The organism is Geodermatophilus africanus, assembly GCF_900107105.1.
GTDB lineage: Bacteria > Actinomycetota > Actinomycetes > Mycobacteriales > Geodermatophilaceae > Geodermatophilus > Geodermatophilus africanus.
This window is the reverse complement of record NZ_FNOT01000016.1, coordinates 35599-49835: the sequence shown is the minus strand read 5'-3', so window position 1 is coordinate 49835 and position 14237 is coordinate 35599. Positions and strand designations below refer to the sequence as shown.

Here is a 14237-nt window from a genome sequence, read left to right as displayed (position 1 = left end):
GCGGCGGGCCCCTGCAGGGGGCCTGCGGTGCCCTGGAGGGGGCCGGGCCGGCGAGCCTCAGCCCTGCCGCAGCGACTCGCCGGCCGGATGACGGTCCTCCCGGAACCGTCGGGTGCCGACCAGGCCGCCGACGACGCACCCGGCGCCCAGCGCGACCAGCACCGCGACCGACGCGCGGGTCAGCAGCACCGGCCCCTCGGCCAGCACGTTCGCCGTCCACAGCACGTCGACGTCGGGCAGCCCCTGCACCAGGAGCAGCCAGCCCAGGACGACGGCCAGCAGCGCGGTCAGCCCGCCGCGACCCCGGCCGGCGGCAACGAGGCCACCGACGGCCACGGCGAGCGCGAGCAGCCCGGGCAGCAGCGCCGACACCAGCGCGCCGGCGTGCGAGGAGACGCTGGCCGCGGGCTCGGGCGTGGTCGCCGCGTGGTGGACCGCGGCGCTCCCGCCGACCGCCAGCAGCACGCCCAGCGGCCGCGGCCCGCGGCCGGCCAGCGCGGCGGCGAGCGGGGCCAGCGCCAGGACGGCGCACAGCGGCCACACCACCCAGCCCGGCGGCGGGGGGCTCCAGGTCAGCTCGCCGCGCACCTGCACCGGGGTGCCGCCGTGGGTCATCGGCACCACCCACGACGACACCAGGTGCTCGCGGGTCGGGTCGGCGGCCACCTGCGGCGGCAGGAGGTCCTCGCTCATCCAGTGCGTGCGGTGGTCGTGCCAGACGTAGCCGTTCCCCGTCGACACCTGCACCCAGTCCGGCTCGGCGGCGGGGTCGGCGTTCTCCGGCAGGGAGACCCGCCCGAACCGGTCGAGGTTGATGTAGGTCGCCGGGCTGTTGGCGTTGCGCCACACGCCGTCGGGCCCGATGCGCAGGTAGGGCTCGTCGGAGTAGCCGGGGACCTCGACCTCGGTCCCGGTCGGGTTGACCACCTCGAGCTCGTCGCCGAAGACGAGCACCCGCACCGCGACGCCGGGCAGCGCCGGGTCGACCGTGAGGACCCGGGCGTCGTAGTCGCTGCCCGCCGCGCCGCCGCCGACGTGCGCCTGCGCCGGTCCGGCGAGCAGCAGCACGGCCAGCGCGCCGAGGACGACGACCAGCAGGCGGGCCGCCGCGGTGGTCACGCCCCGGCCACCAGGCCGAGGTCCCCAGCGATGTCGCGGCTGGTGTTGCCCGCGTCGAAGGCGACGTGGGCGAGGTCGTCGGCGCCGTACAGCAGCAGCAGCGAGGAGTGCAGCCGGCCGCTGTCCTCGGCCACGGGCACCCCGGTGGCCAGCTGGGCCTGGTCGATCTGCTCCTGGGTGCCGGTCAGCCCGACGAAACGGGTCGGCAGGTCGGCGTCGAAGCGGCCCAGGTACTCGGTGAGCACCTCCGGGGTGTCGAACGCCGGGTCGGTCGTGACGAAGACCACCTGCACCTGCTCGGCCAGCGCCGGGTCCACCCCGCGGAGCGCGACGGCCACGTCGGCCATGGTCGTCGGGCAGACGTCCGGACAGTTGGTGAAGCCGAAGAACAGCAGCGTCGGCGTCCCGGCGGTCACCGCGCTGAAGTCGTAGGGCTGCCCGTCCGGGCCGGTGAGGGTGAACGAGGGCCGCTGATAGGGGTCGGGCAGGTCGAGCCCGGCGTAGCGGTCCTCGGGCCCCTCGACCTGGGCGACGGCGCCGTGGTCGTGGCCCTCGGCGGGCTCCTCGGCGGCGGCGCCCCCGCAGCCGGCCAGCAGGAGCCCGGCCGAGACGGTCAGGGCCGCGAGCCGGCTGCGGGGGAACCACGTCACGAGGACACGGTACGACGGCCGGCCCGCCATCCCAGAGCGACGCCGGCCAGACCGGTGAACAGCGCCACGATCGACACCAGGAGGGCGAGCGCGCCCGGGCCCGCCTCGGTGTGGCCGGTGCTCGCCGCCGCGGTGTCGGTCACCGTCGTCGAGGGCGACGACGCGGCGGCGCCGTGGGCGGCGTCGGCGGTGCCGGCGGCGGTCAGCGCCAGCACCGGCGCGGGGTGCTCCGGCTCGGCCTGACCCTCGACGGTCGGCTCGATCCACGCCGACTCGCTGCCGTCGCCGTAGGTCTGCACCGTCGGGAACGACAGCTGGTCGCTCTCCGGGAACGGCCCGCCGGAGAGGGCGAACTCCTGGAACTCGCCGGGGCGGATCCCGCCGCCGTCCACCGCGCGGAACTCCACGACCGACACGTAGCTGGTCACCTGCTCGCCGTGGCTCTCCAGCGGCGTCCGCAGCTCGGAGGTGGTCGTGCTGACCGTCCAGCCGGGCACCGGCTGCACGCGCAGGGAGACCATCGCGGACTCCTCCGGCACGGAGATGCGCAGCGCGACGGTGCTGGCGGTGTCGCTCTCGTTCGGCACCCGGAAGGTGAGCTTGCCGAAGCCGCCGGCGGCGGCGTCGGTCGAGGAGACGCCGACGTGCGCGGCGGCGGCACCCGCTCCGGCGAGAGCGGCGGCCAGCGCCGCCACCAGGGCGAGGACGACGACGCCGAGCCGCGCCAGGGGTCGGGGCAGGGATGAGGACACGGTTCTCCTGTCGGAAGGGGGTGGAGCGGGGGTCTTCGGGTCAGCGCGCCGGGAAGGTGGTGGTGGCGCTGCCGGCGGTGAATTCGTCGAGCCGGACGGTGACGGCCAGGGTCCAGGTGCCGGCGCCGGGGATCGCCATGCCGTCGCCGACGTAGTGACCGGGGCCGGCGGGCGCCAGGACGACGTCGATCGGGCCGATCTGCTGCGCCGGCTCGGTGAGGGTCACCCGGATGTCGACGGGCTGGGTCAGCTGCCCCCGCTCGTCGAGCAGGTAGACGTGCAGCGTGTTCGGCCCGGTGGCGGCCGGGTCGACCGACATCTGCACGCTGCCGTCCTCCCCCGCCGCGGTCTGGACCGGCAGCGTCACGTCCACCGGCTGGGCGACCTGCGCGCGTGCCGGCGGTGTGCCGACGAGCACGGCCGACAGCGCCAGCACGACGAGGCCGACGGCGAGCTCGACCAGCACCGAGCGGCGCAGCGCGGGCCGCTCGGCGGCGGCCGCGGCGGCCTGCACCTCGGCGCGCGCGCCGGCGGCCGAGGACGCCACCGGGTCGGGCGGGGGCTCCTCGGCCGACGCCGAGAAGGCGTGCGCGGTGACCCGGCGGCGCGGCGCGGGCCGGGCCCGCCGGACGCCGAGGTGCTGCTGCACCCACACCCGGGAGACCCCCGCCGCGGCGAGCAGCAGCAGGACCAGGGCGAGCTTGGCCAGCAGCAGCCAGCCGTAGGTCGTCGTCACCAGGGCGGTCGGCGAGCCGACCTCCCGCACCGACTGGACGACGCCGGTGACCACCAGCGCGGTGACCGAGCCGGCGGCCAGCCGGGAGAACGGCGGCAGCGCCCGGGCGACGTCGTCCGCCGGGGCGTCCTCGCGCAGCACGCCGCCCAGCAGCCCGGCCAGCCCGCCGAGCCAGACGACCATCGCCCCGACGTGCACCGCCGCCGCGGCGACCGCCAGGCCCGGCAGCGGCCCGGCGACGGGGTGGCCGACGGCGGCGACCGTCCCGACGAGGGCGACGGCGAGGACGCCCCCGACCAGGACGTCGGGCAGCGACGGGCTCCCCCGCCGCCACACCGCGCGCAGGACGACCGCCAGCGCGGCCACGAGGACGATCCGCACCAGGTGCGCCGCACCGTTGCCCGAGGCGGCGGTGGCCTGCAGCAGCGCGGGGTCGGCGATCGAGGACAGCCCGCTCCCGGCGGCGTAGGGGCCCTGCAGCAGGAAGGACAGCGCGGCGCCCGCGGCGACGGCGGCCAGCCCGCCGGTGGTCATCCGGCGCAGCCGCGGCGAGGCCCAGCCGGCCGGCCACGCGGCCAGCAGCAGGACGGGCACGCCGATCGCGAGCGAGAGCCCGGCGAAGCCCAGCCAGCGCGCCGCCGGCAGCGCCGCGGCGACGACCGGGTCGGTGTCCCCCGCGCCGGCGACGGCGTCGGCGGCCAGCAGCTCGCCGTCGCCCACCACGAAGGAGAAGGCCCCGGAGATGGGGTGCGAGTCGGCCGAGACGACGCGGTAGGTGACGAGGTAGCCGTCGTCGGTCAGCCCCGCCCGCAGCGGCACGACGACGGCGTCGCCCTCGACCGTGGCGTCCCCGGCGTCGACCCGCTCGCCGGAGGCGTCCAGCACGCGGGCGTAGCCGGCGCCGAGGGAGACGCCCTCGGTGAAGGTCAGCGTGACCTGGTCCGGGGCCTCCGCGAGGCGGGCGCCCTCGGCCGGGTCGGTGGACACCAGCTCGGCGTGCGCCGCGGCCGGCGGCGCGGTGATCACGCCGGCGGCGGACCACAGCCCGAGCAGGGCGAGCAGGAGCGGCAGCGCCCGGGGCGCGCGGCGGGTCCCGTGTCCTCCTCGCCGGCGCTCGTCGGCCACGCTCCCCACGGGTGCTGCGCCCGCTCGGAACCTCGCGAGCCTGGTCACGCCGGCACCTGCTCGCGGCCGACGGCGGGCAGCGTCCGGCGGCGCCCGCGCCAGGCGACGGCACCGACGAGCGCCACGCCGGCGAGCAGCACCCCGTGGGTGACCGCGCGTTCGGCGTGCACGTGCCCGGCCTGCAGGTCGGCGACGGTGAGGACGACGAGCAGCCCGGCGAACGTGCCGAGGAAGGGCAGCGCGCCGGCGGCCAGCCGCGGGGCGGCGGCCACGGCGAGGAAGGCCGCGGAGGTGCCGAGGTTCCAGGCCCCGGTCTCGTGCGCCATGTGCACGGGCGCGCTCATCGCGGCGGAGCCGGCGACGACGGACGGCCAGGCGAAGGCGGCCTGGGCGACGCCGACGGCGAGCAGGGCCAGGCGCAGCGCGGCGGTGGCCAGCCGGGCGCGGGCGGCCGCGACCGTGCCGGGCAGCTCGCGGGGCAGTGCGGCGAGCACCGTGGCGGTGAGATCCGGCACAGCCGGGGCGGCGGCGAGCCGGGCCCGACGGGTGACCTGCTCGGCCTGGCGGGCCCAGGCCGAGCAGCCGGGACACGCGTCCAGGTGCGCGTCGACCTCGCCGTCGGGCAGGCCGGGCGACTCGCCGTCGAGCCGGGCGGACACCGCCTCGCGGTACGGAGTGCACTGCATGATGGGTTGGTCGTCTCCCGGGGCCGGTTGGTTCCCCCTCCTTTCGGGTGGAGCCGGGAGGACGGTCCACCGGGGAGGATGGAGCACGTGGACGAGCTGGAGCGGCTGGCGGCTGCCGCCGTGGAGGGCGACCCCCTCGCCGCGGCCGCCCTGGTGCGCGCCACCCAGTCCGACGTCTGGCGGCTGTGCGCGGCCCTCGGCGACCGGCAGTCCGCCGACGACCTGACGCAGGAGACCTACCTGCGCGCCTTCGGGTCCCTGCACCGGTTCGAGGGGCGCTCCTCGCTGCGGACCTGGCTGCTGTCGATCGCCCGGCGGGTGTGCGCCGACGCCGTCCGCTCCCGCCGGCGCCGCCGGCTCACCCTCGTGCGGGAGGACGCCGAGCTGGAGGCGCTGACCACCGGGGACGGCGCCGACCGGGTGGGTGAGGGCGCCGCCGTCACCGACCTGCTGGCCCGGCTCGTCCCCGACCGGCGCGAGGCCTTCGTGCTCACCCAGCTGCTCGGGCTGCCCTACGCGGAGGCCGCCGAGGTCGCCGGCTGCCCGGTGGGCACCATCCGGTCGCGGGTGGCGCGGGCCCGGACCGACCTGGTCGAGGCCCTGGGCGACGAAGCGGCTGTCGCGCGCGCCTGACCCCCGTCGTCCCACCCTCCGGGACGGGCTTTGGGCATTAGTCCATCGATCTGGTAGACATTGCGTCCGTGGCGGCGACGACGGTGCTCCTCGTGGGGCGGATCCACGTCGACCTGCTACGCGTCTGCACCGCTCGCTGTCCGGGCTGCTGACCTCCCGCGCTCCGCGCACCCCTCGCTCCTCCCCCCGCGCTGCGCCGCGCCTGCTCGCGCCCCCGCGGACCTCCCCGGATCCGGAGACCAGCCCCGTGAAGACCCTCGTCCTCCTCGCCCTCGTGGGCCTCGGTGCGCAGCTCGTGGACGGCAGCCTCGGCATGGCCTATGGCGTGACGTCGACCACCCTGCTGCTCGCCATCGGCTCCAACCCGGCCGCCGCGTCGGCCACCGTGCACTTCGCCGAGATCGGCACCAGCCTGATGTCCGGCCTCGCACACTGGAAGTTCGGCAACGTCGACTGGAAGGTCGTCGCCAAGGTCGGCGTCCCCGGCGCGGTCGGCGCCTTCATCGGCGCCAACGTGCTGTCCAGCCTGTCCACCGAGGTCGCCGCCCCGGTGATGTCGTTGATCCTGCTGACGCTCGGCGCCTACCTGCTGGTGCGCTTCACCCTCCGCGGCATCGACCGCCGGCACCTCGGCAAGCCGGTGCGCAAGCGCTTCCTCGGCCCGCTGGGCCTGGTGGCCGGCTTCGTCGACGCCACCGGCGGTGGCGGCTGGGGTCCGGTCGGGACGCCGGCGCTGCTGGCCAGCGGTCGGATGGAGCCCCGCAAGGTCATCGGCTCGATCGACACGTCCGAGTTCCTCATCGCCGTGGCCGCGAGCCTGGGCTTCCTCGTCGCGCTGGGCTCGCAGGGTGTCGACGCCACGTGGGCGCTCGGGCTGCTCGCCGGCGGGCTGGTCGCCGCGCCGCTCGCCGCCTGGTTGGTGCGGCACGTGCCGCCGCGCATGCTCGGCTCGCTGGTCGGCGGCATGATCGTGCTGACCAACACCCGGACGCTGCTGCGCAGCGACTGGATCGACGCCTCCGACCCCGTCCGCTACGCCGTCTACGCGGTCATCTACGCGATCTGGGCCGCGGCCGTCGTGCACTCCTTCCGCGAGTACCGCAAGGACCGCGCGCTGGAGTCCGCCGACGCCCTGGCCGCCGAGGCGGCCCGGACGCACGACCAGATCGAGCTCCCGGCCGACGGCGCGGACGCCGCCGACCTGCGCCGCGACGTCACGGCGGGCCGGCCGATCGACCCGCGGGACTAGCGACCGGGGCGGCTCCGGGAGCCGGCAGTCCGGGGTTCCTGCAGCGCGCCGTCACTCGCGGGTGCACTCGGACCCGGGGGTCCGATCCGGCGGGCCCTGCCGCGGTCCTGGCTCACCGTGCTGGGTCCTGGCTCACGTTCGGCAGTGAGCCAGGAGCCAGCGGGATCAGGTCAGCTGATCATCGCGATGCCAGCAGCGCGGCCTCGCGCTCGGGCGGCAGGCCCGGTCGGGGCAGCCCGTGCGGCGGGGGCGGCAGCTCCTCCACGCCGCGCAACCAGGCCCAGGTGTCCGTCACGGTCTGCGCCAGCGGCCGGCTGGGCAGGCCCAGCTCGCGCGCCCGGGTGGTGTCGACGTCCCAGGCCGTCCGGGCCGTCTCGGCCGGCAGCCACAGCGGCAGGTGCAGCCACGGCTCGACGTCGGCCGCGAGCAGGTCGGCCTCCGGCACCGGCACCCACTCGGCGTCCCCGCCGGTCACCTCCCGGCAGAGCTCCAGCAGACCGCCGTACGTGGCCATGCCCGTCGGCCCGGTCGCGTTCACCGCGCCGGGGACGCCCTGCTCGGCCATCTCCACCAGCCAGCCGGCGAGGTCGCGGACGTCGACGAGGGCGATCGGCTGGTCCCACCCCTCCGCCGGGACGACGACCCGGCCGCCGCGAGCGATCCGCCGCAGCCACCAGCCCAGCCGGTCCACCCGGTCGTCGGGACCGGCGATCAGCCCGGCGCGCGCGGTGAGGAACCGGCCCGGCAGGGCGGCACCGATCTCCCGCTCGGCGGAGGCCTTGACCGGGCCGTACTCGTCGTCGTCGGTCAACCAGGTCGGCTCGTCGTCCTCCGGGCCGATCGGGCCGGGCGGCCAGGTCGCGTAGGCGTTGAGGCTGCTGACGAAGGCGTACCCCCGGACGCCGCCCAGCGCGGCCGCGGCGTTGCGGGCGGCCGCCCGGGTCTGGCAGGAGGTGTCGACGACGAGGTCGGGGGGCCAGCCGTCGAGCGCGGCCGGCAGCGCGGCGGGGTCGTCCCGGTCCCCGTGCAGAGCGCGGGCGCCGGCGGGTGGGGACCCGGAGACGCCGCGGGTGAAGGTCGCCACGTCGTGGCCGCGGTCGAGGGCCGCCGTCGCCACGTGCCGGCCGAGGAAGGAGGTGCCACCGAGCACGAGCAGTCGCATGCCCGTCAGCCCAGCCGAGCCGCTCCCCGCCGTCCAGCCGGTTCACTCTCGGCGCAGCAGGCCCCGCCCCGAGCCTGCGCAGGGTGGGGAGGACGGGGTCCTTCCACGGTGAGGAGGACGGGGCCTCCTTCAGACGGCCGAGGTGTAGGGCGACCCCACCGGCACCTGCGGCAGCGGGGTGGAACGGGCGGCGGCCAGCACCATCTGCGGCGAGCGCGGCAGGCCGCGGCGGGTGCACAGCCGCAGCGCCCGGGCGCCGGTGATGACGTCGGTCTCCGGGGGGACGACGAGCAGGTCGGCGCGCCGCGTGCCGCCGCCCCAGGTCAGGCAGACCACGCCGGCGTCCATGCTGCGGAAGCCGCCGGTGCGGACGACCCGCCCGCCGACGACGACCTTGCGCGGCGCCGGCGACCAGACGTCGAGCGGGTAGGTGAAGCGCTCGATGCGCAGGCCCCGCTTGTCCAGCGCGGCCACCAGCTCGGGCAGCTCGACGGCCAGGTCGCGGCTGCGCGGGAACCAGGCGCCGTCGAAGGCCTGCTCGCCGGACCCCGCGTCGTCGCGCAGGCTCACCCGGACGTCGATCCCGCCGCGGTGCCCCTCGGCCGCCAGCGTGTGCCGGGTGGTCCTCATCAGCGTCGCCTCCTCGTCGATCCCGGGCCCGCCGACACGGCCCCGAGGAGAACGTAGGCAGCCGCGTCGGTGGGTCCCGGCCAGCGGGTCGCGGGCGGGTCGGCACCCTTCGGCCCGCCGTCACAACTGGTCATGGAACGGTCACGGCACCCCCGCGGACGTGCCCCGTCCGCGGGGGTGCCGGGCGCCTCAGGAGGACAGCTCGAAGACCGTGGTGCTGTCGTAGACCTCGCCCGGGCGCAGCACCGTGGAGGGGAAGTCCGGCTGGTTGGGCGAGTCCGGGAAGTGCTGCGTCTCCAGCGCCAGCCCGTCGCCCTGCCGGTAGACCCCGCCGCCGGTGCCCACGAGCGTGCCGTCGAGGAAGTTGCCCGAGTAGAACTGGATGCCCGGCTCGGTGGTGGAGATGGTCAGCGTGCGGCCGCTAGCCGGGTCGTGCAGCACCGCGGCCTCCTCGAGCGCGTCCTCGCTGTCCGAGCCCTCCCGCGCGCCGTCGTCCCTGCGGTCGAGCACCCAGTTGTGGTCGTAGCCCTGCCCGTAGAGCAGCTGCTGGTCGGCGACGCGGATGCGCTCACCGATCGGCGTGGGCTCGCGGAAGTCGAACGGCGTGCCCTCGACGGGGGCGATCTCGCCGGTGGGGATGAGCGTCTCGTCGACCGGGGTGAAGCCGCTGGCGTTCAGCTGCAGCTCGTGGTCGTAGACGTCCCCGGAGCCCTCGCCGGCCAGGTTCCAGTAGGTGTGCTGGGTCAGGTTGACGACGGTCGGGGCGTCCGTCGCGGCCTGGTAGTGCACGGTCAGCCGCGACCCGGCGTCCAGGCGGTAGGTGACCGTCGTCGTCAGCGTGCCGGGGAAGCCCTGGTCGCCGTCCTCGCTGACCAGCCGCAGCTGCAGGGCGGCCACCTCGTCGTCGCTGACGTCGGTGGCGGTCCAGACCCGCTCGGAGAAGCCCCCGGGGCCGCCGTGCAGGGTGTTGGGCCCGTCGTTGAGCGGCAGCTGGTACGTCGCGCCGTCCAGGGTGAACCGGCCCTCGGCGATGCGGTTGCCGTAGCGGCCGATGAGCGAACCGAAGTAGGGGTCGTCCTCGGAGACGTAGCCCGCGAGGTCGGGGAAGCCGAGGACGACGTTGTCGACGTCGCCGTCGGCGTCGGGCACCTCGAGCGTCTGGATGACGCCGCCGAAGGTGAGCACCCGCATCGTCGTGTCGCCGTTGCGCAGCGTCCAGCGCTCGACGGCGGTGCCGTCGGGCAGGACGCCGAAGGGCTCGACGCTGCTGCTCGGGTCCCCGCTGCGCTCCTCGGGTGCCCCGGACGCGCCCGCCGGTGCGGCGAGGCCACCGGCCAGCAGGCCGGCCCCGAGGACGGCGACCAGCGTGCGGCGGCGCCGGCGCGCGCGCCGGCCGGAGGGCGGGAGCGGGGTGGGCTGGGGCTGTCCGGGCATGGATCCTCCGGTGTCCGTGGACGGTCCACCGGCGTCGTCGCACGGTGGCAGGACCACTGCCGAACCCGCGCCTGGACAGCGCGCGCTCGACTCCCCCGTGGTGCGGCCCCAGAACGCGGCCCGACGCTAGGGAGGCCCCGGAAGGGGTGTCAACGGACCCGCGCCCCCCGCCCCACGACACGCCAGAGGCCCCGCCCGGACGCGCCGGACGGGGCCACTGAGCAGGACTCAGACCTTGGGCTTGCGGTTCTTCGCCTTGCCCCGCTCGTTCTGGTCGAGGATCACCTTGCGCACCCGGACGGCGGCCGGGGTGACCTCGACGCACTCGTCCTCGGCACAGAACTCCAGCGCCTGCTCCAGGTTCAGGATCCGCGGCGGTACCAGCCGCTCGAGCTCCTCCGCGGTCGAGGACCGCATGTTGGTGAGCTTCTTCTCCTTGGTGATGTTGACGTCCATGTCGTCGGGCCGGGAGTTCTCGCCGACGATCATGCCCTCGTACACCTCGGTGCCCGGGGCGACCATCATCGAGCCGCGCTCCTGCAGCGAGAACATCGCGTAGGAGGTCGCCGCGCCCTGCCGGTCGGCGACCAGCGAGCCGGTCGGCCGGGCGCGCATGTCGCCCAGCCACGGCTCGTAGCCCTCGAGGTTGTGGTTGAGGACGCCGGTGCCGCGGGTCTCGGTGAGGAACTCGGTGCGGAACCCGATCAGGCCGCGCGAGGGGACGATGTACTCCATCCGCGCCCAGCCGGTGTCGTGGTGGACCAGGTTCTCCATGCGCCCGCGCCGGGTGGCCAGGGCCTGGGTCAGGGTGCCGACGTACTCGCCCGGGGTGTCGATGGTGACCCGCTCGACCGGCTCGTGCAGCTTGCCGTCGATCTCCTTGGTGACCACCTGCGGGCGGCCGACGGTCAGCTCGAACTCCTCGCGGCGCAGCTGCTCGACGAGGATGGCCAGCGCCAGCTCGCCGCGGCCCTGCATCTCCCAGGTGTCGGGACGCTCGGTGGGCAGCATCCGCACGCTCACGTTGCCGACCAGCTCCTGGTCGAGGCGGTTCTTGATCAGCCGGGCGGTGAGCTTCTTGCCCGAGCGGCCGGAGATCGGCGAGGTGTTGATGCCGATGGTGATCGAGATCGACGGCTCGTCGACGGTGAGCGGCGGCAGCGGCCGCGGGTCGTTCGGGTCGGCGAGGGTGTCGCCGATCATGATGTCCTCGATGCCGGCGATGGCGACGAGGTCGCCGGGGCCGGCGCTCTCGGCCGGGGTGCGGGTGAGGCCCTCGGTGACCAGCAGCTCGGTGATCTTGACGCGCTGGATCGTGCCGTCGGTCCTGCACCAGGCGACCTGCTGGCCGTTCTTCATCGTGCCGGAGCGGATGCGCAGCAGCGCCAGCCGGCCGAGGTAGGGCGAGGCGTCGAGGTTGGTGACCTGCGCGCGCAGCGGCTCCTCGGCGTCGTAGGTCGGCGCGGGGATGGTCTCCAGCAGCGTCTTGACCAGCGGGCCCAGGTCGGGGCTGTCGGGGCTGGTGCCGTCGGCCGGCCGGGTGAGCGAGGCCTGCCCGGTCTTGCCGTTGCTGTAGACGATGGGGAACTCGAGGGCCTCGGGGTCCATGCCGTTGTCCTCGAGCAGCTCCATGAACAGCTCGTAGGTCTCGTCGACGACCTCGGCGATGCGGGCGTCGGACCGGTCGGTCTTGTTGACCACGAGGATGACCGGCATGCCCTTGCCCAGCGCCTTGCGCAGCACGAAGCGCGTCTGCGGCAGCGGGCCCTCGGAGGCGTCCACGAGCAGCACGACGCCGTCGACCATCGACAGGCCGCGCTCGACCTCGCCGCCGAAGTCGGCGTGGCCGGGGGTGTCGACGATGTTGACGACGACGGGGTTGCCGTTCTCGTCGGCCAAGTGGATGGCGGTGTTCTTGGCGAGGATGGTGATGCCGCGCTCACGCTCGAGGTCCATCGAGTCCATGACGCGGTCCTGCGTGGAGTCGTTGTCCGTCCCCTCGCCCTTGGCGCGGCCGAGGGCGCCCGCCTGGCGGAGGAGGGCATCGACCAGGGTCGTCTTGCCGTGGTCGACGTGGGCGATGATCGCCACGTTGCGCAGGTCGTCGCGGGTGGGCATGCGGGAGGGCACCTCGGGGGAGATCAGGGGGTCGGCGCGTCCGTCTCTGTTGCGGAGCGCCCAGACACCAGGGTCAACAGCCGCCGGCCCGGCGACCTTCCCATGGTAGTAGAAGGACCCCCTGCCCCCCTCCGTGGAAGGACCCCGTCCTTCCCACCCCTCGCACGCTCGGGGCGGTACCCGGGACGGGGCCGGCGGCGGAACCCTGCAGGGGGCCGACCGGCGATCAGCTGCGGTCGGCCACCGCGTACGTGACCCCGGCGGCGACGAGGGTCACCAGGGCCACCGCTAGCCAGGACGCCATCCCGACGCCGAGCGCCAGCAGGTGCGCCAGCACGAAGGCGCCGACGTAGAGCGCCCCCAGACCGAGGGCCACGGCCCAACCGCGGTGCCTCACCCACAGCCAGGCCGCACCCAGGCCGCCGAGGGCGAAGACCGCGCCGCCGAGCGCGCGGACCCCCGTGCCCTGCGCGACGCCGAAGCCGGCCGCCAGACCGATGGCGACGAGGACGGCGGACGGGAAGCGCGTCCGGGTCAGGGTCGAGGTCGTCATGCCGTCCAGTCTCCCCGGCCGCGTACAGCACGCATCCGGCACCGGCCTACGCGGCCGGGCGCACGAGACCGAACCGCCGGCCGAGCACCGGGCCGACGACCGGCCACGCCGATGCGCGCAGCGACGTGTCCCGGACCGTCATCCGCCACCGTTCCTCGGGCACGAACCAGGAAGCCGTGCGGGCGCCCGCCTCGGCGAGCCGAGCCACGGGCGGCCCCAGTCGGTTCCGGACCCGGTCCAGTGCGGCAGGGACGTCGGTGACGGCCGACACCGTCGCCAGCTCCTCGGCCACCGCCACACCACCGGTCATCGCGAGCGACGCCCCCTGCCCGGCGAGCAGGGAGACGCACCAGCACGCGTCGCCGAGCAGGGCGACCCGGCCGCGGTGCCACACCCGCGCGCGGACCTGCACGGTCCGGTCGGTGTAGCGGTCCACGGCCGAGGGGAGCGCTGCGAGCAGCTCGGGGACGAGCCAACCCAGGTCGCCGAAGCGGTCGTGCAGCGTCCCGGGGAGGTCGGCACCGTGCTCACCCCCGCCGTCGGGTGACCGGTGCACGAAGAAGGCGGCGGTGCGCCCCTCGTCCACGGGGTAGACCGCCACCATGCGTCCGGGCGCGGTGAGCGTGACGAAGTCCTCGCGGCGCACACTGCGCAGGCTGCCGTCCAGGAGCCAGGCCCAGACGGCGTGACCGAGGTCGCGGGTGCTCCACTCGTCCCGCTCCAGCAGGTCGTCGCGCACCCGCGAGTGGATCCCGTCGGCGCCGAGTACGACGTCCCACTCCTCCTCGGCGCCATCGGCGTAGCGCACGAGGACCGGGTCCCCGTCCGCCGCGGCCGGCTGCACGCCGGTCACCTTGCGCCCGTGGGACAACTGCACGCCGGCGTCCCGTGCCGCGGCGTACAGCTCTGCCTCCAGGTCGCCGCGCAGGAAGTTGTGGTGCCGCCCTCCGAAGGCGCGGCGACGCAGCGCCGGATAGCCGACGGTGACCCGCGGCCGGCCAGAGCCGTCGACGAACACCAGTCGCTCGATCGGCGCGTGGATGCGCTCCAGTGCGGGGCGCAGCCCCAGGCGGTCGGCCGCGTCGAGGCCGGGACCGAAGAAGTCGATCATGTAGCCGCCGCCGCGGGGCCCGGGCGCGGTCTCCACCACCGTCGGGGACCAGCCGAGCTGACGCAGTCGCAGGGCGGCCGACAACCCGGCGATCCCGGCTCCGACGACGAGGACCCGCACGGCCACGCCTCCTCCCCGCCACGCGGGACGGGGGACCGACCGCCGTGCCCGCGCGGTGTGACCTGGCAGACGTCGGAGACGGTAGCGGGGTTCCTGCGACCCACTCGGCCCCCGGGACGCGACGAGGGCCCCGAGCGGATCGCCCGGGGCCCTCGTACG

At 75.7% G+C, this 14237-nt stretch carries 13 protein-coding genes; 2 read left to right on the top strand and 11 right to left on the bottom strand.

The features are described from left to right. Positions 1–57 precede the first annotated feature (57 nt). From BLW63_RS21610 to BLW63_RS21590, 5 genes are read right to left on the bottom strand one after another with little or no spacing between them, the layout of a single operon-like run. Entirely contained in the window at positions 58–1119 is a 1062-nt protein-coding gene (locus BLW63_RS21610; protein ID WP_091160860.1) for a hypothetical protein, read from the bottom strand. Next, positions 1116–1769 carry an SCO family protein gene (locus BLW63_RS21605; protein ID WP_091160975.1) on the bottom strand — a complete coding sequence of 218 codons (654 nt, stop codon included), beginning with the start codon at positions 1767–1769 and terminating at the stop codon, positions 1116–1118. Before BLW63_RS21605 ends, BLW63_RS21610 begins: the two co-directional genes overlap by 4 nt. Next, positions 1766–2521 (bottom strand): YcnI family protein, encoded by a 756-nt coding sequence (locus BLW63_RS21600; RefSeq protein ID WP_091160858.1) that lies wholly within the window; start codon positions 2519–2521, stop codon positions 1766–1768. Before BLW63_RS21600 ends, BLW63_RS21605 begins: the two co-directional genes overlap by 4 nt. A gap of 40 nt (positions 2522–2561) precedes the next feature. After that, entirely contained in the window at positions 2562–4382 is a 1821-nt protein-coding gene (locus tag BLW63_RS21595) for a copper resistance CopC/CopD family protein (protein WP_091160973.1), read from the bottom strand. 44 nt (positions 4383–4426) lie between these two features. Further along, entirely contained in the window at positions 4427–5068 is a 642-nt protein-coding gene (locus BLW63_RS21590) for a zf-HC2 domain-containing protein (protein WP_091160856.1), read from the bottom strand. A gap of 87 nt (positions 5069–5155) precedes the next feature. Here BLW63_RS21590 and BLW63_RS21585 point away from each other — a divergent pair, with 87 nt between their 5' ends. Together BLW63_RS21585 and BLW63_RS21580 are read left to right on the top strand one after the other, a co-directional pair. After that, positions 5156–5701 (top strand): sigma-70 family RNA polymerase sigma factor, encoded by a 546-nt coding sequence (locus tag BLW63_RS21585; RefSeq protein ID WP_091160972.1) that lies wholly within the window; start codon positions 5156–5158, stop codon positions 5699–5701. A gap of 247 nt (positions 5702–5948) precedes the next feature. Next, positions 5949–6950 carry a sulfite exporter TauE/SafE family protein gene (locus BLW63_RS21580; RefSeq protein ID WP_091160853.1) on the top strand — a complete coding sequence of 334 codons (1002 nt, stop codon included), beginning with the start codon at positions 5949–5951 and terminating at the stop codon, positions 6948–6950. 178 nt (positions 6951–7128) lie between these two features. Here BLW63_RS21580 and BLW63_RS21575 read toward each other — a convergent pair whose 3' ends face one another. The 6 genes from BLW63_RS21575 to BLW63_RS21550 all read right to left on the bottom strand — a co-directional run bounded on the left by BLW63_RS21575 (position 7129) and on the right by BLW63_RS21550 (position 14084). Next, positions 7129–8112: an NAD-dependent epimerase/dehydratase family protein gene (locus BLW63_RS21575; RefSeq protein WP_091160851.1), complete on the bottom strand. Its 984-nt coding sequence runs from the start codon at positions 8110–8112 to the stop codon at positions 7129–7131. Positions 8113–8241: 129 nt separating this feature from the next. Continuing rightward, the gene (locus tag BLW63_RS21570; protein WP_091160849.1) at positions 8242–8742 is read right to left on the bottom strand and encodes a DUF5994 family protein; all 501 of its coding nucleotides are present in this window, start codon (positions 8740–8742) and stop codon (positions 8242–8244) included. 189 nt (positions 8743–8931) lie between these two features. After that, complete coding sequence (locus BLW63_RS21565; protein ID WP_091160846.1) at positions 8932–10176, bottom strand: aldose epimerase family protein; 1245 nt, start codon at positions 10174–10176, stop codon at positions 8932–8934. A 228-nt stretch (positions 10177–10404) separates the two neighbouring features. Next, positions 10405–12294: a translational GTPase TypA gene (typA, locus tag BLW63_RS21560; RefSeq protein ID WP_091160843.1), complete on the bottom strand. Its 1890-nt coding sequence runs from the start codon at positions 12292–12294 to the stop codon at positions 10405–10407. Positions 12295–12520: 226 nt separating this feature from the next. Then, the gene (locus tag BLW63_RS21555) at positions 12521–12847 is read right to left on the bottom strand and encodes a hypothetical protein (RefSeq protein ID WP_091160841.1); all 327 of its coding nucleotides are present in this window, start codon (positions 12845–12847) and stop codon (positions 12521–12523) included. Positions 12848–12893: 46 nt separating this feature from the next. Then, positions 12894–14084: an FAD-dependent oxidoreductase gene (locus tag BLW63_RS21550; protein WP_170856899.1), complete on the bottom strand. Its 1191-nt coding sequence runs from the start codon at positions 14082–14084 to the stop codon at positions 12894–12896. Between the last annotated feature and the right edge of the window lie 153 nt (positions 14085–14237).